At 60.0% G+C, this 22,957-nt stretch carries 20 protein-coding genes and 1 pseudogene; 10 read left to right on the forward strand and 11 right to left on the reverse strand.

All coding sequences use genetic code 11. The features are described 5' to 3' along the window. Positions 1-14 precede the first annotated feature (14 nt). Complete coding sequence (locus AB4P92_RS10435) at positions 15-1,514, reverse strand: efflux transporter outer membrane subunit (protein WP_395599335.1); 1,500 nt, start codon at positions 1,512-1,514, stop codon at positions 15-17. A gap of 280 nt (positions 1,515-1,794) precedes the next feature. Here AB4P92_RS10435 and AB4P92_RS10440 point away from each other — a divergent pair, with 280 nt between their 5' ends. The 3 genes from AB4P92_RS10440 (at position 1,795) to AB4P92_RS10450 (ending at position 5,197) form a co-directional block, all read left to right on the forward strand. After that, positions 1,795-2,763, forward strand: coding sequence for a LysR family transcriptional regulator (locus AB4P92_RS10440; protein WP_042557736.1), 969 nt, complete (start codon positions 1,795-1,797; stop codon positions 2,761-2,763). Positions 2,764-3,143: 380 nt separating this feature from the next. Continuing rightward, positions 3,144-3,518 (forward strand): DUF6124 family protein, encoded by a 375-nt coding sequence (locus AB4P92_RS10445; RefSeq protein WP_210624717.1) that lies wholly within the window; start codon positions 3,144-3,146, stop codon positions 3,516-3,518. 704 nt (positions 3,519-4,222) lie between these two features. Beyond that, positions 4,223-5,197 carry a D-glycerate dehydrogenase gene (locus tag AB4P92_RS10450; RefSeq protein WP_042557734.1) on the forward strand — a complete coding sequence of 325 codons (975 nt, stop codon included), beginning with the start codon at positions 4,223-4,225 and terminating at the stop codon, positions 5,195-5,197. Between the two features lie 114 nt (positions 5,198-5,311). On the opposite strand, the gene AB4P92_RS10455 is transcribed toward AB4P92_RS10450, so the two are convergent. Continuing rightward, the gene (locus AB4P92_RS10455; RefSeq protein ID WP_042557733.1) at positions 5,312-6,214 is read right to left on the reverse strand and encodes a DMT family transporter; all 903 of its coding nucleotides are present in this window, start codon (positions 6,212-6,214) and stop codon (positions 5,312-5,314) included. Positions 6,215-6,353: 139 nt separating this feature from the next. Here AB4P92_RS10455 and AB4P92_RS10460 point away from each other — a divergent pair, with 139 nt between their 5' ends. Beyond that, the gene (locus AB4P92_RS10460; RefSeq protein ID WP_200611064.1) at positions 6,354-7,229 is read left to right on the forward strand and encodes an AraC family transcriptional regulator; all 876 of its coding nucleotides are present in this window, start codon (positions 6,354-6,356) and stop codon (positions 7,227-7,229) included. A 143-nt stretch (positions 7,230-7,372) separates the two neighbouring features. Here the strand turns inward: AB4P92_RS10460 and AB4P92_RS10465 are convergent, their stop codons facing one another. The 6 genes from AB4P92_RS10465 to AB4P92_RS10490 form a co-directional block, all read right to left on the reverse strand. Further along, complete coding sequence (locus tag AB4P92_RS10465; RefSeq protein ID WP_395599336.1) at positions 7,373-9,802, reverse strand: TonB-dependent siderophore receptor; 2,430 nt, start codon at positions 9,800-9,802, stop codon at positions 7,373-7,375. 201 nt (positions 9,803-10,003) lie between these two features. Continuing rightward, complete coding sequence (locus tag AB4P92_RS10470) at positions 10,004-10,993, reverse strand: FecR family protein (protein ID WP_395599337.1); 990 nt, start codon at positions 10,991-10,993, stop codon at positions 10,004-10,006. Next, positions 10,990-11,556 carry an RNA polymerase sigma factor gene (locus tag AB4P92_RS10475; protein ID WP_042557729.1) on the reverse strand — a complete coding sequence of 189 codons (567 nt, stop codon included), beginning with the start codon at positions 11,554-11,556 and terminating at the stop codon, positions 10,990-10,992. The genes AB4P92_RS10470 and AB4P92_RS10475 overlap by 4 nt, the downstream gene beginning before the upstream one ends. Before the next feature lies 1 nt (position 11,557). After that, positions 11,558-11,884, reverse strand: coding sequence for a DUF3325 domain-containing protein (locus AB4P92_RS10480; protein WP_200611070.1), 327 nt, complete (start codon positions 11,882-11,884; stop codon positions 11,558-11,560). After that, positions 11,884-13,470 (reverse strand): PepSY-associated TM helix domain-containing protein, encoded by a 1,587-nt coding sequence (locus tag AB4P92_RS10485; RefSeq protein ID WP_395599338.1) that lies wholly within the window; start codon positions 13,468-13,470, stop codon positions 11,884-11,886. Before AB4P92_RS10485 ends, AB4P92_RS10480 begins: the two co-directional genes overlap by 1 nt. Beyond that, positions 13,467-13,772, reverse strand: a complete 306-nt coding sequence (locus tag AB4P92_RS10490; protein WP_042557726.1) for a DUF3649 domain-containing protein — start codon at positions 13,770-13,772, stop codon at positions 13,467-13,469. The genes AB4P92_RS10485 and AB4P92_RS10490 overlap by 4 nt, the downstream gene beginning before the upstream one ends. A gap of 191 nt (positions 13,773-13,963) precedes the next feature. Here AB4P92_RS10490 and AB4P92_RS10495 point away from each other — a divergent pair, with 191 nt between their 5' ends. From AB4P92_RS10495 to fecA, 3 genes are all read left to right on the forward strand, one after another. Beyond that, complete coding sequence (locus AB4P92_RS10495) at positions 13,964-14,452, forward strand: sigma-70 family RNA polymerase sigma factor (protein ID WP_395599339.1); 489 nt, start codon at positions 13,964-13,966, stop codon at positions 14,450-14,452. Next, on the forward strand, positions 14,449-15,381 hold the full coding sequence (locus AB4P92_RS10500; protein WP_395599340.1) for a DUF4880 domain-containing protein: 933 nt from the start codon (positions 14,449-14,451) through the stop codon (positions 15,379-15,381). The genes AB4P92_RS10495 and AB4P92_RS10500 overlap by 4 nt, the downstream gene beginning before the upstream one ends. Positions 15,382-15,557: 176 nt before the next feature. After that, positions 15,558-17,891, forward strand: coding sequence for a TonB-dependent Fe(3+) dicitrate receptor FecA (fecA, locus tag AB4P92_RS10505; protein ID WP_395599341.1), 2,334 nt, complete (start codon positions 15,558-15,560; stop codon positions 17,889-17,891). Between the two features lie 290 nt (positions 17,892-18,181). Here fecA and AB4P92_RS10510 read toward each other — a convergent pair whose 3' ends face one another. Both AB4P92_RS10510 and AB4P92_RS10515 read right to left on the reverse strand, forming a co-directional pair. After that, positions 18,182-18,586 carry an HPF/RaiA family ribosome-associated protein gene (locus tag AB4P92_RS10510; RefSeq protein ID WP_047299805.1) on the reverse strand — a complete coding sequence of 135 codons (405 nt, stop codon included), beginning with the start codon at positions 18,584-18,586 and terminating at the stop codon, positions 18,182-18,184. Between the two features lie 200 nt (positions 18,587-18,786). Beyond that, on the reverse strand, positions 18,787-19,734 hold the full coding sequence (locus AB4P92_RS10515) for a LysR substrate-binding domain-containing protein (RefSeq protein WP_042557721.1): 948 nt from the start codon (positions 19,732-19,734) through the stop codon (positions 18,787-18,789). A gap of 135 nt (positions 19,735-19,869) precedes the next feature. Here AB4P92_RS10515 and AB4P92_RS10520 point away from each other — a divergent pair, with 135 nt between their 5' ends. Both AB4P92_RS10520 and AB4P92_RS10525 read left to right on the forward strand, forming a co-directional pair. Beyond that, entirely contained in the window at positions 19,870-21,246 is a 1,377-nt protein-coding gene (locus tag AB4P92_RS10520) for an L-serine ammonia-lyase (protein ID WP_042557720.1), read from the forward strand. Between the two features lie 245 nt (positions 21,247-21,491). Continuing rightward, positions 21,492-21,809 (forward strand): DUF3509 domain-containing protein, encoded by a 318-nt coding sequence (locus AB4P92_RS10525; RefSeq protein ID WP_047299804.1) that lies wholly within the window; start codon positions 21,492-21,494, stop codon positions 21,807-21,809. On the opposite strand, the gene AB4P92_RS10530 is transcribed toward AB4P92_RS10525, so the two are convergent. Beyond that, the gene (locus tag AB4P92_RS10530) at positions 21,806-22,306 is read right to left on the reverse strand and encodes a phosphate-starvation-inducible protein PsiE (RefSeq protein ID WP_261736739.1); all 501 of its coding nucleotides are present in this window, start codon (positions 22,304-22,306) and stop codon (positions 21,806-21,808) included. The genes AB4P92_RS10525 and AB4P92_RS10530 overlap by 4 nt on opposite strands. Before the next feature lie 326 nt (positions 22,307-22,632). Here AB4P92_RS10530 and AB4P92_RS10535 point away from each other — a divergent pair. Further along, positions 22,633-22,887: pseudogene (locus tag AB4P92_RS10535) on the forward strand (YebG family protein); the annotation flags it as partial. Positions 22,888-22,957: the final 70 nt, after the last annotated feature.

Raw genomic sequence — 22,957 nt, forward strand, 5'->3', positions numbered from 1 at the left:
ATTGGGTCGTGTGTTCAATGCAGGAGAGCCGGGGTTTTCGGGGCTTGGGTTTTTTCGGCACTCGGCACGTCATTCCCCGCACCCAGCCCACCACCCAGCGCCGTCACCAATTGCGCATGCGCACTCAAGCGTGCCGCCTGCACCTGCTGTTGCACTTGCTGCTGTTTGAACAGCAACGTTTGTGCGTTGAGCACGTTGAGGTAATCGGTGAGGCCGCGCTGATAAGCGATCATCGCGATGTCGTAAGTCTTCTGCGCGGTGGCCACGGATTCGGCGGCGAACCCTTGCTGCTTGTCCATCGACTCACGGCGAATCAACTGGTCGGAAATATTCTTGAGCGCATTCACCAGTGTCTGGTTGTAATGCGCCACAGCGATGTCATAACCGGCCGACGCTTCACCCAGTTCGGCACGCAGTCGCCCGCCATCGAAAATCGGTAACGAGATTGCCGGGCCCACGTTGTAATTGAGTTTCTTGCCGGTCAAAAACTCCAGCGCCCCACCGCCAGTGGCCATGAAACCGAGGCTGCCGACCAGGTCGACGTTGGGATAAAAACCGGCGTGCGCCACATCGATGCCACGCGCCTGCGCCGCCACTTGCCAGCGGCTGGCGACCACATCCGGACGCTGCCCGAGCAATTGCGCGGGCAGTGCCGAAGGCAGCTTCAGCGCCGCACCAAGGGACAGCGTCGGCCGCTGCAATTGCGCGCCCGCCCCCGGCCCTTTGCCTGCCAGTGCGGCGAGCTGATTGCGACTGAGGGCGATCTCTTCGTCCAGCGCATCGAGTTGCCGATGGGTCTCCGGCAACGGCGTTTGCGCCTGGCTGACTTCAAAGTGCGTGCCGATCCCGCCGTCCAGACGCTTTTGCGCCAGATCGAGAATCTGCTGTTGCTGCGCAAGCGTGGCCGCGACGATGTCGCGCTGGGCGTAATGCAGCGACAGCGCGATGTAGGCGCGCACGATGTTGTTCTGCAACTCCAACTGCGCCAACCGCGCCTCGGCAACGCTCATGTGCGCCAGATCCACCGCCCGTTCGCTGGTATTGCTTTCGCGGCCCCAAAGGTCGAGGGCGTAGCTGAAACCCAGCGCGGCGTTGTTGTCCCAAGTGGTGGTATTGGCCAGCTCGCCCGGGCCGTAGAACTGATCAGTCGGCCAGTTGTGGCGCTTGAGCGTCGACTCGCCATTGATCAGCAATGACTCGGCTGCTTCAGCGACACCGGCCATGGCTTTGGCTTGACGTACTCGCGCGGCGGCTATGGCCATACTCGGGCTGCCTTGTACGGCGAGGTCGATCCAGCGGTTCAGTTGCGGGTCGCCGTAGGCTTGCCACCATTGTGCGGCGGGCCAATTGGCGTCACGGGCGGCGTGGGCGATGGCGTCGTCGGTGGCCAGTGCATTGGCTTGCAGTGCTTTGCCCTGCGGGGAAATACCTTCGGTTGATAAGCAGCCGCTGAGACCCAGGGCGAAAGCCAGAACACTGAGCGGCAAAAGCGCTCTGTTGATGCGACGCGGCACAGCTGCGAATTCCTGAGAAGGGGATATGGCGGGGCTTACTCACTCTGTAGGAGCTGCCGCAGGCTGCGATCTTTTGATCTTGATCCCTTAAAACAAAATCAAAAAATCGCAGCCTGCGGCAGCTCCTACAGGGAACGGCGCAATTCTAGGTGGGCGCCTTGGCCGCGATAAGCTGGGAATCCTGTGAATCTTTGTTACCGTTAACGAGATAATCCCTTGGTCGGGGGTTTCGACCCTGAAACTTCGTGTCACAATTTGCCATCTCCCTTGAGAGCACCCCATGGACACTTTGCAAAACATGCGCGCCTTCAGTTGCGTGGCCGAAGCCGGCAGCTTCACCGCCGCCGCCGTGCAACTCGACACCACCACCGCCAACGTTTCGCGCGCGGTCTCCAACCTTGAAGCCCACCTGCAAACCCGACTGCTCAACCGCACGACCCGGCGCATCGCCCTGACCGAGGCCGGCAAGCGTTATCTGCTGCGCTGCGAACAGATCCTCGCCTACGTCGAAGAAGCCGAGGCAGAAGCCAGCCAAGCCCACGCCCGTCCGGCCGGACAGCTGAAAGTGCACACCATGACCGGCATCGGCCAGCACTTCGTCATCGACGCCATCGCCCGCTATCGCAAGACACACCCCGACGTGACCTTCGACCTGACCATGGCCAACCGCGTGCCAGACCTGCTCGATGAAGGCTACGACGTCTCCATCGTCCTGGCGCGCGAACTGCCGGACTCGGGCTTCGTCTCGCAGCGTCTGGGCATCACCTACAGCATCGTTTGCGCCTCACCTGCCTACGTGAAAGCCAACGGCTGCGCGCAAAAGCCCAGCGACCTGCTCAACCACGCCTGCCTGCGCCTGGTCAGCCCGGTGATCCCGCTGGAGAAATGGGCGTTCGACGGCCCGGAAGGTCAGGAAATGGTCACCATCAACAGCTCGCCATTCCTGGTGAACTCCGCTGACGCGATGAAAACCGCAATCATCAGCGGCATGGGCGTCGGCGTCCTGCCGGTGTACGCCGCCATCGAAGGCCTGCGCAACGGCACGCTGGTGCGGGTGATGCCGAACTACCGCTCGCAGGAACTGAACCTGTACGCGATCTACCCGTCGCGCCAATATCTGGATGCAAAGATCAAAACGTGGGTCGAGTATCTGCGCGGCTCGCTGCCGGAAATTCTCGCAGCGCATCAAGCAGAATTGTCGGCCTATGAGCTCAGCGGCAGCCTCGCCGGAGCGCGCGTCGCCAATTGATTTTCAACACACCGTGAAACCTGTAGGAGCTGCCGCAGGCTGCGATCTTTTGACCTTGATGTTTAAAAATCACAAGATCGCAGCCTACGGCAGCTCCTACATTTCCGGGTTTTCGCGGAAGTTTCCGACGTGTTTTGAAGGTTGTCCGTCGGAAGTGCGGTGGATAGGCTTTGGGTGTCGCTGACGAATCAGCGACCGGACTTGGTCGTCCGGGTTTAGAATGGCGCACTTTTCAAGCTTGCTTAATGGCGAGCTGTGCGTGGGAGGGCCTCGGCCCTGCCGGGTTTCCATTCCCTGGTCGACCAACCCGCGTACGGTTCGCCACCCTTCTGCTTGGTCGCAGCGTCTGGCGAACTCCACATCCCGAATGGAGTTTCACCTTGAAAAAGCCGACACCAAACCCACCAGAAATCGACAACACCTCCCCCTACGAATCCCCCGATTCGAAGAAATTTCACGAAGCCGCCGAGCGCGCCCTCGACCACTACCTCAAACCCAATGCCCTGACCCTGCGCTTCCACAAACCGAGCACCATGTTCCAGGTCGCGCCCGATCAAGACAACGAAAGCCTGCTGGTCCACGCCTGCGAATCACTGGCACAAGCCAGCCTCATGACCAGCGACATCGCCGCCTACGTCGACCTCCCGCAACGCCGCACAATACTGGCGATTCAGCAGATCATCATGCTGGCGGAACTGGCCGTGAATCGCGTCCTGGATAACGTCGACATCCCCCAACCCGCGCCACACAGCTGACCCCTTGCAGGAGTGAGCCTGCTCGCGATTGCAGGCTCACTCCTACAATGTGAATCGCATACAACCTGCTAAAAATCGATCGGCTGTCAGGCCGCCATCGCTGGCAAGCCAGCTCCGACATTTGAAAGGAGTACACCCGCCAAAGACCGGTCGGCTGTCAGGCCGCCATCGCTGGCAAGCCAGCTCCACACAAAAGCAACAGCAAGATCAAAAGATCGCAGCCTTCGGCAGCTCCTACAAAGGAGGCAAGGACAACCCGCACGCGGCGAATGCCGCCCCACTCAACAGGATGAGCGTTAGCTCGGCTGCAGCTCTTGATCTTGATCCACGGGCGACGTCGGAAGGCTGAGCGGAGGGATTGATCCGGGGGTGGGAGCGCAGCGACCGTTTGGCGAAGCCAAACACATCGAAAGGAGGTGCAGCGAAGCAAACCGGAAGCGATGCCCCCGGATCAATCCCGGAGCGAAGGAACCCCGAGCCCCAGCGAGCGGGCCGCACGTAGGAGCAAGCGTTTTTTTGCTTACTTTTTTTAGGCGTTTGTAAAAAAAGTGAGTCGCCGTAAGGGCGAAACCTCAAGCCGCCATAACAAACAAAACGGATATGCCCCCCCCACCAAACCCTGGTCGGCCCAGAGGCCGCCAAGACACCCCAAAACAAAAAATGTTAGCTTGCTTGGCATCAAGCCCGAACAAGAGCCAAAAACGATGAAAAAAACAGTCCTGGCCTTCAGCCGCATCACCCCAGCCATGATCGAACGCCTGCAACAAGAGTTCGACGTCATCGTCCCCAACCCGAAGGCCGGTGACATCAACGCCCAATTCAACGAAGCCCTGCCCCACGCCCATGGCCTCATCGGCGTCGGCCGCAAACTCGGCAAGGCCCAACTCGAAACCGCCGCCAAACTCGAAGTGGTCTCAAGCGTGTCGGTCGGCTACGACAACTACGACCTCGACTACTTCAACGAACGCGGGATCATGCTCACCAACACCCCGGACGTGCTCACTGAAAGCACCGCCGACCTCGCCTTCACCCTGATCATGAGCAGCGCTCGCCGCGTCGCCGAACTCGACGCCTGGACCAAGGCCGGCCAATGGCAAGCCAGCGTCGGCGCCCCGCTGTTTGGCTGCGACGTCCACGGCAAAACCCTCGGCATCGTCGGCATGGGTAACATCGGCGCCGCCGTCGCCCGCCGGGGTCGGTTCGGTTTCAACATGCCGATCATCTACAGCGGCAACAGCCGCAAAACCGAGCTTGAGCAAGAACTCGGCGCACAATTTCGCAGCCTCGACCAACTCCTGGCCGAAGCCGACTTCGTCTGCCTGGTGGTGCCACTCAGTGACAAGACCCGCCACCTGATCAGCCATCGTGAACTGGCCCTGATGAAGCCGAGCGCGATTCTGGTCAACATTTCCCGTGGCCCGGTGGTCGATGAACCGGCACTGATCGAGGCGCTGCAAAACAACCGCATCCGCGGTGCCGGCCTCGACGTCTACGAAAAAGAACCGCTGGCCGAGTCGCCACTGTTCCAGCTGAAAAACGCCGTGACCTTGCCACACATCGGCTCGGCCACCCATGAAACCCGCGAAGCCATGGCCAATCGCGCCCTCGCCAACCTGCGCAGCGCGCTGCTCGGCGAACGCCCGCAGGATCTGGTCAACCCGCAGGTCTGGCGCGGATAAAAAACAGGGCGAGTGCTCTGCAGCACTTGCCCGTTCATTTTCCCGAAACACCTGACTTGCAACCTGACCGCCACCCCTAAAAGTTGAGCGCTGAACGCGCAGCGCTCACGGGTTTCAGGCCAGTTTGCCCTGGCTCGGCAATACGGATGTGCGTGGTTTGCGAAACACCAGCACATTGCCCAGCATCACCAATACCAGGCCCGCCAGCGCCGGCGCCGTCCATTGATAACCTTCGGCAAATGCCGAAACGTTCAGCGCCACCACCGGGAACAGCACTGTGCAATACGCTGCACGTTCGGGCCCCATTCGCCCGACCAACGTCAGGTAGGCGGTGAAGCCAATCACCGAGCCGGGAATCACCAGGTACAACAACGCACCGACATATCGCGGGCTCCAGTCCATTTCGAACGGGATGCCTTTGACCAGACACCACACAGACAGCATCGCGGCACCGTAAGCCATGCCCCAGGCGTTGGTGGTCAGCGGTTTGAGCCCGGCCTTCTGTTGCAGGCTCGAGAGCATGTTACCCGCCGAGAAACACAACGTACCGCACAGTGCCAGGCCAAGACCGAGCAAGGTTTGCGGCGTAGCCTGATGGCCGGCCAGTTCCGGCCAGAACAACAGGCCCAGGCCGAACAACCCCAATCCCCCACCCATCAGCACATTGCGGGCAATGCGCTGACCGAAGAACACCCGTGCATTGAGCGCATTCCATAAGGTGGCGGTGGAAAACACCACCGCCACCAGACCGCTGGGAATCCATTGGCTGGCGGTCAAAAAGCACATGAAGTTGACGCAGAACAGACACACGCCCTGCGCCACGCAGATCAGGTGCCCGCGCCGGTTCATCGGTTGCAACCGTCGGCTGAGCAGCAACAGCGCAAACAGCACCAGCGCGGCCAGGCCAAAGCGATAGACGATCGAAACGGGAATCTCCACCACGCCCAATTGCCATTTCAAGGCAATCCAGGTGGTGCCCCAGATCAGCACGGTCAACAGATACAACGACAGGTTCATGACGGACACTCCTCAATTGATTTTCAGTGTCCGTTGCGGCCTGGAGGCCGCGCTTGCATAAACTTGCGCTTTTGTCGGCCGACTGGCTGGCAGCGCGAAGGCGACGGAGTAGGATGCAAGTCGTTGAAGAGAACCGATCATGGCCGCCATCGAAAACCTGCAAGTCTTCCAGGCACTTAACCGCTCGCCGAACGCATGCCTTGTGCACAGCGCCGAGCTCGGTGACGGTTTGTCTGCGGCCCTGTGGACCAATCACCACGACGCCCAGGAATACGAAGCGCCGAGCCATCACACCCTCTCGTGCTATATCGCCGGTGGCACTGGCACGTTTCGTCGCGGTCAGCCGGGCCACAAGGGCGGGCCGGACAAGTTGTGCATCCTGCCGGCGGATCACGAATCAGGCTGGGTGATCAATGGCGATATCCGCCTGGCGCACCTGTATTTCAGCGCCGAACAATTTGCCCTCGGTTGTGTGACGTTGCTTGATCGCGAGCCGCGCGAGATGCAACTGCGCGAGCAGACCTTCCTCGAAGACCCGCAGCAAGCGCAGCGCTTTCGGCAATTGCTGAACCTGAACTGGGACGAGCCCGCCGAACGTTTGCTGACCAGCAGCATCGCCCATGAATTGATCAGTCATACCTTGCTCAGTCAGGTCGGTGCCCGGCAGGGTTTACGTTTGAAAGGCGGGCTGGCACCGCACCAGCGCCGGCAACTGGTGGACTTCATCGACAGTCAGTTGGCCGAGCCGATCAGCCTCGGGCAACTGGCCGGTTTGTGCGCATTGTCGGAGTATCACTTTGCGCGAATGTTTCGCATGAGCTTCGGCCTGCCGCCGCATCAATACGTGCTGGCCCGGCGCTTGAGTCGGGCGCGGGAGTTGTTGCGGGGGACGGCATTGCCGCTGGGAGAGATTGCACTGGCGTGCGGGTTTGCCAGTGCGAGTCATTTCACCAATCGTTTCAGGCAGGTGTTGGGTGGGACGCCCGGCGAATATCGGCAGGCGTTTTTGCGTTAGATCAGTGATTTTCGCTGTCTGTCAGGGCCTCATCGCTGGCTAGCCAGCTCCCACAAAGTCTTCAGTCGCTCAAGAAATATGTGCTCGCCCCAGATCCTTGCGGGAACTGGCTTGCCAGCGATGAACCATGACGCGGTTGCGGATCAGAACTCCAGGGTGCTGGACAAAGAAACCTGCCGCGAATCCCCCATCGACACAAAGAACCGGCTCGCCGACGAGGTGTAATAAGTGCGGTCGAACAGGTTCTTCACGTTGAGCTGGAACTTGACCTTCTGCCCTTCGATTTTGGTGTCGTAAGTGGCGAAAGCGTCGGCCACGGTGTAGCTCGGCAGATCGAAATCATTCACCGCGTTACCCGCCCGCTCACCGACGTAGCGCGCCCCGGCGCCAACGCGCAACTGATCGCCGCCGATCACGCTGCCGAAGTCATACACCGCCGACAATGAGCCGCTGTTCTTAGCCACGTTTTGCAAACGCTTGCCCTTGTATTCCGGGTCTTCGGTGACTTCGGCATCGGTGTAGGCGTAGCTGCCGATCATGCTCCAGCGGTCGCTCAACTGACCGGTCATGTCCACTTCCAGACCCCGGGAGCGCACTTCACCGGCCGCGCTGTAAATCGTCGTCGGGCCTTCGGAATTGGCCACCAGCACATTGCGTTTCTTGATGTCGAACAGCGCGATATTGCCGGTGATGCGCCCCGGCATATCCAGCCGCGCACCCAGCTCCCACGACTTCGCTTCTTCCGGTGCGATGCTGCCGTCGAGCACGGTGCTGCTGCCGCTCAGCGGGGCGATGGTCGAGTTGGGTTTGAACGATTCGGTGTAGCTGCCGTAGAACGACAACTCGTCGGTATAGCGATACACCAGACCGGCGCGTGGCACCCACTTTTGCCCGTTGCTGTCGGTGTTGGCCTTGAACGGCACGCCTTTGCCGGCGTACTGGTCGTATTCCTGAAAACGCCCGCCGGCGACCAGAATCCACTGGTCGTTGAGGTGGATGGAGTCCTGCAAAAAGACCGAGTCGCTGCGCAGTTCATCGGTCTGAGCGCTGTCGGCGGCGCTGACCGTGGAGCCCTCGACTTCACGCCCATACACCGGGTTGGTGTAGCTGAAGGTGCTCAGGCTTTTCTGGCGGATCAGGTCGGCGCGGTAGATCTTGCGGTACTCGTCATCGACGCCGAACACCAGGTCATGCTGCATGCCCAGCACGTTGACTTTGCCTTCAAGGCTGGCGGTGGTGAAACGGTCGGTGCTGATCGCGCCGTGGGTGCCGTCCATGTTGCGGGTCAGCGTGCCGTTTTGGGTGTTTATGGCGGTCACGCGGACTTGGCTGGCGTCGTAGGTTTCGCGGTTCCAGCTGTAGCCGAAGTGGGCTTTCCAGTCGTCGTTGAGTTCGTGATCGGCTTCGAAGTGATACAGATCCGAACGCCCTTCCATGTCGTTGAACGGCTCGTCGAGACGCTGCTTGCGCGAGATGTCCAGCGGGTGATTGGTGCGTGGATCGATCAGCGTGCCACGGTCGAACGGGGTGAGAAATTCGCGATGTTCATAAGCCAATAACAGCTGAGTACGTTCGCCATACCAGGCCAGCGAAGGGGCGATCAACGTTTCCCGATGAGTGCCGAAATTGCGCCAATAATCTTCGTCGACATGATCCACCACCATGCGATAGGCCAGCCCGGAATCGCCCAGTGCGCCCGTGCTGTCGAAGGTGCCGCCGCTGCCGTTCTTGCCGTCGCCATAGGTCGACCCGGTGTAGGTCAAGGCGTTGTATTGCGTCAGTTCAGGTTTCTTGCTGACCAGATTGACCACGCCGCCCGGGTCCTGAATACCGTACAACAAAGAGGCCGGGCCTTTGAGCACTTCGACGCGATCAACCGTGGCGTTCATGCCACGCCCCTGCACGATCGGCATGCCGTCGCGCATGATCGAGCCGTTGCGGTTATCACCGAAGCCGCGGGTCATCACCGAATCCTGGGTGCTGCCCAGCGTGTTGCCCTGGGTGATGCCGCTGACATTGGCCAGCGCGTCGTCGAGATTGCGCGGCGCCTGATCGCGAATGACCTGCGCCGGGATGACATTGACGGTCTGCGGGATTTCCTGAAGCGAGGCCGAGGAACGCATCACCGAACTGGTTGGCGGCGGCTGGTAACTCGTCGACTCATCGCGCATCGAGGTGATGGTGGTGGCGCCCAGATTCAGCGCGCCTTCGGTGGGCTGCGGCTCAAGTGCCAGGGTGTGACTGTCGGTGCGGCGAAAGCTCAGGCCGGAACCGGCAAGCAGGCGTTGCAGCGCTTGTTCTGCATTCATCTGTCCATTGACGGCTGGCGCGGTGAGGCCGTACGGCGCTTCATCGGTGTAGACCACGCTTTGCCCGGTGACACGGCTGAAGTCGCTAAGGGCTTGCGGCAACGGTTTGGCAGCCAATGCGAAATTGAATTGCTTTTGCGCCTGGCTGCTGACAGTTTCAGCGCCGAGCGCGACGCTCATCGGCAACAGCGCCAATGCCGAAAAACTTAACGCCGAAACGCCCAACCATTGTTTGACCGAACCCGATTTTGCCCTGGACTTCATTGCTCAATGACCTGTGTAGAACCGCAACGGATGCGAATGACTCGCAGTTTCAGTCACTACACGGATGGGGCTCGGGTTTACCTCACTACAATTTTGAAATTATTTTCAAGATCAAAAGATCGCAGCCTTCGGCAGCTCCTACAGTAGATGTGCGTACACCCTGTAGGAGCTGCCGAAGGCTGCGATCTTTTGACTTTGTTGTCAGCGCAAAATAATCATCTGCCCCAAAACCCGATGCTGCTCAAACCCCATGACTCCTTGCAGGGAATTGAGCACTGCCTGCGGATCCTTGCTCGGAAAACTGCCGCTGACCCTGCGCGCCGCCAGCTCATCGTTGAGCAAGACAATGCGCCCCGGGTAATAGCGGCGAAGATCCTGCACCACATCCGCCAGCGTCGATTTGTAGTAAGTCAGCCAGCCTTGGCGCCAGGCCAGTTGCGCCTCGCTGTCCACGACATGCAGTTTTTCCGCAGTCCCATCACCGTAAGCCACTTGCTGGCCGGCGGTGAGAATCTGCTGCTCGCCCCCTTCATCGGCCGTCACGCCGACGCGCCCGGACAACACCGTCACCTGCGCCCCATGGGGTTGCAGACGCACTTCGAATTGCGTCCCAAGCACCCGCGCCTGGCCCTTCTCGGCCTCGACCACAAATGGATCGCCCGTGTGCGTGACGCTGAAAAACCCGGCGCCGCGACGTAACTGTACATGGCGCTTGCCCTGGCTGAAATCCACGGCAATGGCACTGTCGGCGTCCAGTGTCACTTGCGATTGATCGGCGAGGATTACAGTGCGGACTTCGCCCGGTGCAGAAACATAGTCGGCATCGAGGTCATCCAGCCAACGCTGCGGTTGCCAGCCCGTTCCGAGGCTGATCATCAGCAACAGACACGCGGCCATCGCCAACCCGCCGGACCAGCGCAAGAGCGGCGAGCGACGCGGGCGATCCATGGCGTTGAGATAGCCTTGCAGCGCGAAAGCCTCTTCATCCGCCAACGTTTTCGCCGGGCCTTCACTCAATTCCCAGATTACCTGCGCCTGGGCGTAAGCCTCGGCATGGGCGGGGTCGGCGCGCAGCCATTGGCTGAACGTGAGTTGATCCCCTGCGCTGGGCCGATCATGCAACAGGCTCAGCCAGGCAAAAGCGGCCTGTTCCTGGGCGGGCGTCGGAGTGACGCAGTCGGTGTGCTTCACGGTGCTTTCCCTGGCGTGCGTGGCGCGGGTTCGCGCAGGCTGGCCTTGCAGGCCTCGAGGGCGCGCATCATATGTTTTTCCACGGCGCTTTGGGACAGGCCCATGGCTTTGGCGATGTCCGCGTACTTGCGACCGTGTATTCGATTGAGCAAAAAGATCTGCCGGGTGCGTTCGGGCAAGGCGCGCAACGCCGCTTCGACATGGCGCAGATCATTACCGGCTTCGAGCGCTGCTTGTGGTTCGCTGCCGTGGCTGTCCGGCTCGTCGGGTTGCCAACCTTCGTTGACGCGCACCCGCGTGCCTTCACTGCGCAAATGGTCGATGGCGATGTTGCCGGCGCAGCGCAACAGGTAGGTGCTGAGTTCCTCGACCTGTACCAGCGGCCGGCGCCAGAAACGCAAAAACAGATCCTGCACCAGATCCGCCGCTGTCGCCCGGCAGCCAACGCGGCGGCTCACCAGCGCTTCCATCTGTGAACGCTGGGAGAGGAACACCTGAAGAAAATGCGCACGCGCGCCAAGCGGCTCGTCGTCGCGCGATTCCGGGGGATGACCGATCAGCACGTCAGCACTGCGCCCAGGCTGCGACCGGACTGGCCAACAGACTCAAACCGGCCAGCGCCAAAGCCAGACGCGGGCGATACGGCAGCAACAGCACCAACGCCAACGCACTGAGCATCAGCACCGCGAACCAATCGACCAGGCCCAGACTCCAGCCGTTGGCTTTGACGGCCGCCCAAAGCGACAAACCCAGCAGCAGCCACCCCGCCAGCTTCAGGGCCTGACCCCGTCGCGTCGACGGTTTATGGCCGAGCAATTCATCGTGGTGCCGAGGCATGGACAGACACAATGCCGTGAACCCGGCGTAGCACAGCAATAGCGCCAGCAGCATCAGTTTGTCCCTTGCTCGAGCGTGACGGCCCGAGGCATCTCGCGACGAGTTTTTTTCACGCTGACGGTGTTGCCGACGCGCTGCATTTTCCACGCAGCCCACGCCAGAAAAACGCCTGTTCCGAGACAGGTCAGGTCGAAACCGGCGAGCACCCAATCGCCCTGCGCAAGCGTTACACGAAGGTTCCACGGCGTGGTCAGCGCATTGATCAAAGGCACCGCAATAAACAGCAAGGCGCCCAACGCTAGCTGTTCAATCCAGGCTTTGCGTCCCGGGCGCAACAACGCATGCACGACGCTCAACCCCCAGGCGATAAAGAATGCATTCACTTCCCAATCGGCACGCCCGACCAGACTCACGGGCAACAGCCGATTGGCCAGGAAGAACACCGCCACCGCCGTCACCAACCCAGCCATGCTGGCAATGTTCAGCACTTCCACCAGCCGCAATTCGAACGGCATGACGCCGCTCTTGGCGTGCTTGAGCTGACGCTTGCCGAGCCAGATCACCAGTCCGGTGCCGATCATCGCCGTACCGGCCAGACCGCAGATGAAATACAACCAGCGCAATACCGGCCCGGCGAAATGGCCCATGTGCAAACCGTAGAACGCGCCACTCACGGCCATCGCCACAGGTTGCTCCGGCGTGCTGCCGAGCATCTGCCCAGTGACACCGTTGAAGGTCACCGCGCGACCGAAATCGTGCACCACACGATCGCCCGCGCGGGACAACACCACCGTGGCATTTGCATCGCCCGGATTGCTCACGGACAGTCGTGCGGTGGTGCCACCCGACCATTGCTCGCTGGCCTTGGCCAGCAGCGGCGCCATCGGTGCCAGTGCGGCAGGAATGTTGGCCCGTTCCGGGGTTTTCGACGCAGGAAAAACCTCATCGTAGAACTTGCGAACGTCGCCACCATAAGAGGCCACGATGCTCGCGGGCATGACCATTGACATGAAAATCACCAGACTGCTGTAGGTGATCATCAAGTGAAACGGCAGCACCAGAACGCCCACGGCGTTATGCCCGTCGAGCCAGGAACGCTGGCCCTTGCGCGGGCGGAACGTGAAGAAGTCCTTGAAGATTTTTTTGTGGGTGATGATCCCGGTGATCAGCGCGACGAACATCACCATGGCGGCAATCGTCGCCAGCCAGCGGCCCCACGGATAAGGCATTTGCAGCTGAAAATGGAAGCGGTAGAAGAACTCGCCGCCCATGCTTTCGCGCCCCTGCACCTGGGCACCGGTTTGCGCGTCGAGGGTTTTCGATTCGAAGCGGCCACGCTCACCGGGTTTGGCTGGCGCCTGTTGCCAACGCACGGTCAGGCCGGGATCACGGGCATTGGGCAAATCGATCAGCCAACGCGTGGCGCCGGCCGCGTGTTGCTGCAGATAATCCTGCGCCAGCGTCAGGCTCGCCTCGGCATTGATCGGCCGTGCGGGAATTTCCGGCTGCATCCAGTGACTGGTTTCGTCGTTGAAGTAAGCCAGGGTTCCGGTCAGGAAAATCGCAAACAGCAACCAGCCGAACACCAGCCCGGTCCAGGTGTGCAGCCATGCCATGGCCTGGCGGAAACCCTCTTTCATGCGAAACCCAACCCCCGCGCCGCGCCGGAAATGGTCGCCAGAATCACACTCGGCACCAGCAAACCGACCCATGCCGACCACGCCGTGCGACAGGCAAAACACCAAAGCACCGCGACCAGATAGACCAGAAAGGAAACGGTCATGCCCGTCACTACGGCTTCGGCGCGGCTCAATGGCAGCCACATCGTCAGGGTGACACTGGCCAGCGCGGCGACCAGATAGCCGCCAAACACCGCCGCCAGCACCCGCGAGGTAACGGCCAGACGATAGGACAGCGGGAGTGCGGCGAGTTTGGCTTTCATGTTTCGACCCTGAAACGAAAAACGTCCGGCCGACAAGCCGAACCAACAGGCGATCGAGTTTAATGATAAATATTCTCATATGCAAAAGCATCTGATTGCCGGCAAGCCACCTGCGCCCCTACAATGCGAACCATTCTTGTTCTCTAACGCATGCTTTCTGCCGCAGAGCGAAAGCGCCCGGAGCACTACCGTTGCCATCCGCCCATCCCGTCGAATCGCTTTATCAGGCTCACCACAGTTGGCTTACCGGCTGGCTGCGGCGCAAGCTCGGCTGCCCGGACAGCGCGGCGGATCTGGCGCAGGACACCTTTATCAAAGTGCTCACCGCGCGCGAGCCAACGGTGATCATCGAACCACGCGCCTTCCTCACCACCCTCGCCAAACGGGTTTTGTTCAATCACTACCGCCGCCAGGATCTGGAGCGCGCCTATCTGGAAACATTGGCGCAGATGCCGGACGTGATGGCGCCGTCGGAAGAAGACAAAGCAATCATCCTGCAAACCCTGATCGATCTGGATCAGTTGCTCGATGGTCTGCCACGTCAGGTCAAGCGCGCATTTCTATTGGCGCAGGTCGATGGCCTGACCTACCCGCAGATCGCCGCCGAACTGGATATTTCCGTGGCCACGGTCAAACGTCATCTGAACAAAGCGGCGCTGCGCTGCTATTTCGCGCTATGAACCAAGCGCCGGATTTTTCCTCGCAAGTGGCCGAACAAGCGGTGCACTGGCTGATGGAAGTGCAGCAAGGCGCGCTCACCACGCGCCAGCAACTGGCGTTGCAGCAGTGGCTGGATGCCCACAGTGAGCACCGCCGCGCGTGGGAACACATTCAACGAGTCAACCAGCGTTTACGCGGTGTTTCTTCACCGCTGGCGCATGCGGCATTGAACAGGCCGAAGTCCGGCAGCCGACGTCAGGCACTGAAACTGCTGCTGATTCTCGGTGCCGGTTCTGCCGCTACCTGGGGCCTGCGCGAGCACAATCCGCTGCCGTCGCTGCTCGCCGATTACCGCAGCCCGATTGGCCAGCGTCGCAAGATCGGGCTGGGGGCGGACGATCAGTTGCAACTGAACACGGGCAGTGCGGCAGACGTGCGCGTCGATCAACGTTTGATCCGCTTGCTGGAAGGCGAAGTTCTCCTGACGGCCGCGCAATCGTTCGAAATACACACCGCGCAGGGCATTCTGAAAACCCGGGGCGCAAGGCTCAATGTGCGGCAATTTGCCGATCGCACACAGGTTGCGCTGTTTGCAGGTCGAGCCGAACTGGCCACCAGCGAACGCGCGCCGATACTGCTGCCCGTTGCTCGCCAACTGAGTTTCACCACGACTGCCGCCAGCGACGCCAAACCACTGGACGCCAACAGTGGTGCCTGGGCGGACGGCATGTTGGTGGCCGCGCATATGCGCCTCGGCGACTTCCTCGAAGAACTTGGCCGCTACCGGCGCGGGCAGCTCAATTGCGATGCCAAGGTTGCCGGGTTGCTGATCTCGGGGACGTATCCGCTGGACGACAGTGAGCGGATTCTCGATCTGCTGGAAATCAGCTTGCCGGTGAAGGTGAAGCGCTTTACCCGCTATTGGGTCAATGTTGAGGCGCGGGTTTAACGGCAAGATCAAAAGATCGCAGCCTGCGGCAGCTCCTACATGGGATTTGTGTTCACCCTGTAGGAGCTGCCGAAGGCTGCGATCTTTTGAGCTTGAAAATAAATGAGCCGTTTTTCAGATCTGGCGTGACAGAGAAGGAAAGCCCCCTTGATTCAACCTTCTCAGGATCATCCACCATGCACCCCACCCGCCTCACGCCACTGGCCCGCTGCCTGCGCAATCTCATCCTCGGCGCCAGCCTGAGCTTCAGCGCCCTGCCCGCCGCACTGGCCAGCGATGCCAAGGCGTATCACATCGCACCGTCTTCGCTGGAAAACGCCCTTAATCAGTTCGGCCGTGAAGCCGGGGTGCTGATTTCTTTCGGTTCGCAAGTCACCAGCGGCGTGCAAAGCCGTGGTCTGGAAGGCAATTACACGACCGAGCAAGGTCTGGATGCATTGCTCGAAGGCACCGGTTTGCAAGCCCGCGCCGAGGGCAACAACGCTTTCAGCCTGCAACCGGTCAGTGATGCAGCACTGGAGCTGGACACCTCGAAAGTCGTCGGCGACTGGCTCGGCGACGCGGCGCAGATCAACGTGTTTGAACATCCCGGCGCACGCGACGTGATCCGCCGCGAAGAGTTCGAACGCCAGGGTGCGACTCAGGCACGCGATGTGCTCAACCGTATCCCCGGCGTCAACGCTCCGGAAAACAACGGCACCGGCAGCCATGACATGGCGCTGAATTTCGGCATCCGTGGTTTGAACCCGCGCCTGGCTGCACGCTCGACCGTGTTGATGGACGGCATCCCGGTGCCGTTCGCCCCTTACGGTCAGCCGCAGTTGTCGTTCGCGCCCATCAGCATGGGCAACATGGACGCCGTGGACGTGGTGCGCGGCGGCGGTGCAGTACGTTACGGCCCGCAGAACGTCGGCGGCGTCGTCAACTTCGTTACCCGCGCGATTCCTGACGAGCCGACGGTCAAGGGGGGCTTTCAGACCGAGACCAGCCCTTCGTCGAGCCACGACGGCTTCAAGACCAACGCCAATCTGCTGGCCGGCGGCACCAACGCCAACGGTCTGGGCGGCGCCCTTCTGTATTCCGGCACCCGCGGTGGCGACTGGCGCGAACACAGCGACACCGAAATCGACGACCTGATCCTCAAGGGCAAATATCAGCTCGACGATGCCAACAGCTTTAACGCCATGGCCCAGTATTACGAAGGTAAAGCGGACATGCCCGGCGGTTTGAACGTCGCTGATTACGATGCCGATCCGTACCAATCGACGCGCCCGAAAGACCAGTTCTGGGGCCGTCGCACGATGTTCAACTTTGGTTATCGCTATCAGGAAGATCGCCGCGAATTCACCGCCAACACGTTCTTCACCAAAACCTTGCGCAGCGGTTATCTGGACCAGGGCACGTTCCTGTCGCTGTCGCCACGCGAGTATTGGGTGCGCGGTTTCGAAACCCGTTTCGCCCAAGGCTTCGACCTCGGCCCGACCAGCCATGAAGTCGGCGTCGGCTACCGCTACATCAACGAGGCCGGCCACGAATTGCGCTATCGCACGCCGATCGCCAGCAACGAATACCCGACCACCAACAGCCGTAACGACCGCGACACTCGGGGCGGCACCGAAGCCAATGCATTCTTCGTCGACGACCGTATCGACATCGGCAAATGGACGATCACCCCGGGCGTGCGCTACGAGATGATCGAATCCCAGCAGACCAACAACCTGACCAACGTCAAATACAAGGGCGACTACAACACCGCACTGCCGGCGTTGAACGTGCTTTATCACCTGACGGATAGCTGGAATCTGTACGCCAACACCGAAGGCTCGTTCGGCAGCGTGCAGTACAGCCAGATGCCCAACCGTGTGACCAGTGGTGAGGTCAAACCGGAGAAGGCCCGCACCTGGGAACTGGGCACTCGCTATGACAACGGCGCATTGCGCGCGGAAATCGGTGCGTTCCTGATCAACTTCGACAACCAGTACGAAAGCAACCAGACCAATGATTCGGTGATCGCCCGTGGCGAAACTCGCCATCAAGGCATCGAGACCAGCATCAACTACGCGCTCGATGACTTGAGCCCGGCACTGGCCGGCTTCGACGTCTATGCCTCCTACGCCTATGTTGACGCGTCCATCCGCGAAGATGGGCCGAACAAGGGTAATCGCGTGCCGTTCTCTTCCAAACACAAAGGCACGGTTGGCGTCGGTTATACCGAAGGGCCGTGGAAGTTGAATCTGGACAGCAGCTTCCAGAGCGACCAGTTCGCCGACAACGCCAATACCTCAAAAGAAAGCGCTGACGGCAGCACCGGCAAGATCCCGGGCTACATGCTGTTCAGCAGCCGTGCAGGTTACGACTTTGGGCCGCAACTGTCGGATTTGAATGTGGCGGTGGGCGTGAAGAACATCTTCAACACGCAGTACTTCACGCGGTCGTTCGATGACAACAACAAGGGGAAGTATGTGGGTGAGCCGCGCACTGTGTACGTGCAGACTTCTGTGGCGTTCTGACGTTTTGAACAGCCCCTCACCCTAACCCTCTCCCAGAGGGAGAGGGGACTGATTGGGGGATGCTGCAGAGATACGCCGATCTGATAATGCTTCACCGAATCCGTAATCGACGCGGTATTTCAGGTCGAAGCAATAAACCAGACACCTCGATCGGCCCCCTCTCCCTCCGGGAGAGGGCTGGGGTGAGGGGTTGGGGCCTGAGCCGTGCACAACACTTGGCAACACCACAAACAAAAACGGGCCTGCATCAGCAGGCCCGTTCTCATTGGGTGACTTTAATAATCAGCGCATCAACTGTTGATCGCTGCCTGTTCGTTCTCTAGAAACTCTTCTTCCAGCAGCGCGTCGTTCGTTTTGCTGAACGGCACCACAGCGGCGCGTGGTTTACCTCGCAGTTTGCCAAAAAGGTGTTCCAGCGCGTGCTCGAGTTTTTCGGCAGCGCCATCGATCGCCAGTTCCAGCGAATCGGCTTTATGGGTAACGGAAACCGGTTGATGGCCTTTTGGCCGCGCTTCCAGTTGGCAGCGCAAGTCATGGGGACCTGGTTTGTCACCGTTCTCGTCGCTCAGATGGACTTCGACACGGGTCAGGTCTTCTTCATAACGTTCGAGCGTGCTCTCAATGGTGGTGCGTACCCACTCCTCCAGTCGTTGACTACTTTGAATATGGTTATCGCTGTTGACTTGGATTTGCATAGTTCATCCCTTATTTCAGCTAGCTCGCGAGAGGCCTCGAATTGAATTTCCTGACCCCTTGGTTACAACAATCGGCCCGACCGTCGAACATTTCAACCCCTGAAAAAAGATAAATATTCATTCGCAAAAAAAGCCGGACAACCGGACAAAGCGCTGGTAAGGTCGGGAGTTGGGTCGACATGCCTTCCTGCAAAATTTGCTCACAATTGCCCATCGTTCAACGGGTGCAAGCCGCGAAAAATCCCTGCCTCCTCTACCAGCCAGTCGTGCACTGCACGCACGCCCGGATGACTCAACGCGCCCGGCGCATACAGCAACACGTAACGTTTGTGATTGGGCACCGACAGCCCGAACGGTACGATCAACGCTCCCCGCTCCAGCTCATCATTGAGCAATGTGCGCCGCGCAATCGCGACGCCCATGCCGGCGATTGCCGCTTCGATGGTCAGGTGATTGCGATTGAAGGTATGCCCACGCCGCACGTCGGCGCCTTCGAAGCCGATCGCATTCAAATAAAATTCCCATTCCGCATATTCATAACTGCCGCGCCAGGCGGTGATGTCGTGCAGCAAGGGGAAATGCACCAGGTCCACCGGCCCGTGCAGTGGCGGGCGCCCGCGCAAGAGGCTTGGCGCGCACACCGGGAAAATCTGCTCATCGAGCAACGCTGTGGATAACAATCCCGGATAACTGCCGTCGTTCAGGTCGATGGCCAAATCGAAATCGCCCTCATGCAACGGCACGCTGCTGTCCTCGGCCACCAGTCGCAACTGGATGTCCGGGTAACGCTGCTGCAAACGCGGCAAACGCGGCGTCAGCCATTTGCTGAGGAACGATGGAATGGAACGCACCCGCAGGATCCCGCTGATCATCCCGGCATCCAGTCGACGCAATTCGGCGTCGATGCTGCCGTACGCCTCATTTACCGTAATCGCCAGCCGCTGGCCTTCCGCACTCAATTCCACGCCCCGCGCACGCCGGTGAAACAGCCGAAAGCCGAGGCGCTCTTCCAATTGGCGGATTTGCTGGCTGACCGCGCCCGGCGTGATGTGCAGCTCTTCAGCACAACGGGTGAAGGAAAGGTGCCGCGCGGCACAGGAAAACACCTGCAGCCAGACGTAGGTCTGCGCATGCAATTGACGACTCATCGTTTAGTCCTGCTAAAGGCTGTCTTAGGAAGTTTCGTTGGTCACGTCCGACCGAGCGAGGCAGTATCGCCGACATTGCGCTTGTCCGACAAAAAATGGCAGCGATTCCTCCTCCATTGCTTGTAAGGGTTTAGCATGGCTATCAGTGTTTTCGATCTATTCAAAGTGGGCATCGGCCCGTCCAGTTCCCACACCGTCGGCCCGATGCGCGCCGCCGCGACCTTTGCTCAAGCGCTGAGCGATCAACGTCTGCTCAATGATGTGTGCCGCGTTGAAATCCGTTTGTACGGGTCGCTGTCGGCCACCGGCGTGGGTCACGCCACCGACCGCGCCACGATCATGGGCCTGATGGGCGAATGGCCGGACAGCATCGACCCGACGACCATCGATGCGCGCATCGAGCAGCTGCGCCACACCGGGCAACTGCCCCTCGCCGACGGACGGTCGATTGCCTTCGACTGGCAACGCGATCTCCTGCTGCTGGACGAGAGCCTGCCCTACCACCCCAATGCCATGTCGCTGACAGCCTTTGGCGAATCTGCCGAGCTGTTTACGCAGACGTACTACTCGGTCGGCGGCGGCTTCATCATCGAAGCGGCGGAAGCTGAGTCAGGTGTCGCGCCGTCGGGTGACGTAGTGTTGCCTTACGATTTTTCCAGCGCCGCCGAGTTGTTGTCGCTGTGCAAGCAGCACAACCTGCGGGTGTCCGAGCTGATGATGGCCAATGAGCGTGCCTGGCGCAGCGATGCGGACATCCGTCAGGGTTTGCTGCATATCTGGTCGGTGATGCGCGAGTGCGTCGAGCAGGGCCTGCGCCACGAAGGAATCCTCCCCGGCGGTCTGAAGGTGCCGCGCCGTGCAGCAAAACTGCATCGCAGCCTGCTGGAAATCGGCAAACCGAATGTGATCAGCTCGACGCTGTCGGCGATGGAATGGGTCAACCTGTTCGCCCTCGCCGTCAACGAAGAAAACGCTGCCGGCGGGCGCATGGTCACCGCGCCGACCAACGGCGCAGCGGGGATCATTCCGGCGGTTTTGCACTACTACATGAAATTCAACCCGGAGGCGTCTGACGATGACGTCGTCGCTTTCTTCCTGTCCGCGGCGGCCGTCGGCATTCTGTGCAAGAAAAATGCGTCGATCTCTGGCGCCGAAGTCGGTTGTCAGGGCGAAGTCGGCTCGGCCTGCGCCATGGCTGCCGCCGGTCTGGCCGAAATACTCGGCGCCACTCCCGAGCAACTGGAAAACGCAGCCGAAATCGGCCTGGAACACAACCTTGGCCTGACCTGCGATCCGGTCGGCGGCCTCGTGCAAGTGCCGTGCATCGAACGCAATGCGATCGCTGCGGTGAAGGCCATCAATGCCACACAAATGGCCCTGCGTGGCGACGGCAACCACTTCATCTCACTCGACCGGGTGATCCGCACCATGCGCGATACCGGCGCCGACATGCATGACAAATACAAAGAGACTTCACGAGGCGGTCTGGCGGTGAACTGGGTGGAGTGCTGATCCGCCTGACTGCACTGTCTGCGCTCACCTGCCCGAAAATAGACCAGAAATGAACAAGGCGAGCCCAGTGCTCGCCTTGTTATTGCCGGATTCATTGTTCGACAATTTTCCCGGCATGCACCTTGCTACCTCTACACAGAGGCGATTTGGCGAAATGGCCAAGGAATGGCCGATGGTCTGGTTGGGCGAACCAACCCGATGACGGCCGGTCAACAACTGCACGTTCAATCAGGCGGTGACGCATCATGGACAATCCTTTTCAGATCATTACCGATGCCTTCGCGCCGGACTATCAGATCAACCTGAGCATTCAAGGTCTGGACGGCAGCATCATGCTGACCCTGTCCAACAGCGGCCGGATCGTGGCCAAGCGGATGATCAGCGCCGAACAGCGCAATGACCCTAAACGCCTCAAGCTGCTGGTGCAAAGCATTCAGTTCGGTATCGCCATCGAACAGGGCCACAGCGCCATGGCGATTCTCGAAGCCATGACCAGCGGCGACGGGCTGACCCCGCCACCGCCACAGATCAAAGGCCAGCCTCGGCCATCGGCCGGTCTTTAGAGTTCGCCCTTCTCGACATCGGGATGCTCACTCGAACCCGTACCGACTTTGCGTTGCGGGTATTCGATTTTCACCGAGGGAAATTGCGACGACGCGTAACGCACCACCAGAATCGAAAATGCCAGCAGCAGAATGCCGCCGCACAGGTAGATGATGCCCATGTCCGGCGGATTGTGGTGCGAGACATTGGAGATCAGCAGTCGCGTCAGCGCAGTGATCGCCACGTAGATCAGGAAGCGCACCGGCATGTGGTTGGTCTTGAAATAAATCCCGACCATCGCCCCCAGTTCCAGATAGATGAACAGCAACAGAATGTCATCGATCTTGATGTGCCCGACTTCGAGCATCCCGAGAAACTCCATCACCGCTGCATACGCGGTCACCGCACCAATGGCGAACAGCGCCAGGTAGTGAAAAGTCTCGACGAACAGGTTGCCCAGGGACTCGGCCAGTTGATGCACTTTTTGCCGCAGTTTCTCGGCCCAGTTGATTTTCACGATGATGTTCCTTAGCCCGATTCGAGCGGATGATGCGTGTTGGACGTGACGGTTTTCTGCACGCGCCTGATTTCATGCAGAAACAGGGCCACGCATCATGGCGATGTGCCGCAAAACCCGCGCTGTGGCGTTTGGTCGCACATGCCCTGCTCAGGTGGGGTGAGCCTGCTTGCGAATCGCAGTCACACGGCTCGACTGACAAACCCTGAATTCGGTCTACATTGAAATGCCACTACCCAAAGCGCAGGGATTCGCTTATCCTTTTCGCTGTATATAGATACAGTAGTCGCAAAGACAACTAAATGTGAAGGCATGTGAGGTGGTGAATGGCCGTCGAAGTGGTATACCGCAGCAGCCGAGATCTGGAGCGCTTGTTCATGGATAAAGCCGAAGCTGACCGTCATGACAAAATGCTCGAACTGGCCGAATATCTGGCCGATGTGTTGCAAAAAGCCGTTCCGTCCCTGACTGAACAGCAAGTGGAAGAAGCCGGGATCTACATGGCGAAGAACCGCGATGTATTCGCCCGGGCCTTCAAGAGCCAGCCTGATGCACTGTCGGAGCTGATCAATGCGCCGGCCGAGCCGGTCGAAAAAGCCGAGTCGGAAGAATCTGCCGAAGCGCCGGTCAAGCCAGCCAAAGCGGCGAAAG

Source organism: Pseudomonas sp. A0308 (genome assembly GCF_044218815.1).
GTDB classification, from domain to species: Bacteria; Pseudomonadota; Gammaproteobacteria; order Pseudomonadales; family Pseudomonadaceae; genus Aquipseudomonas; species Aquipseudomonas iridis.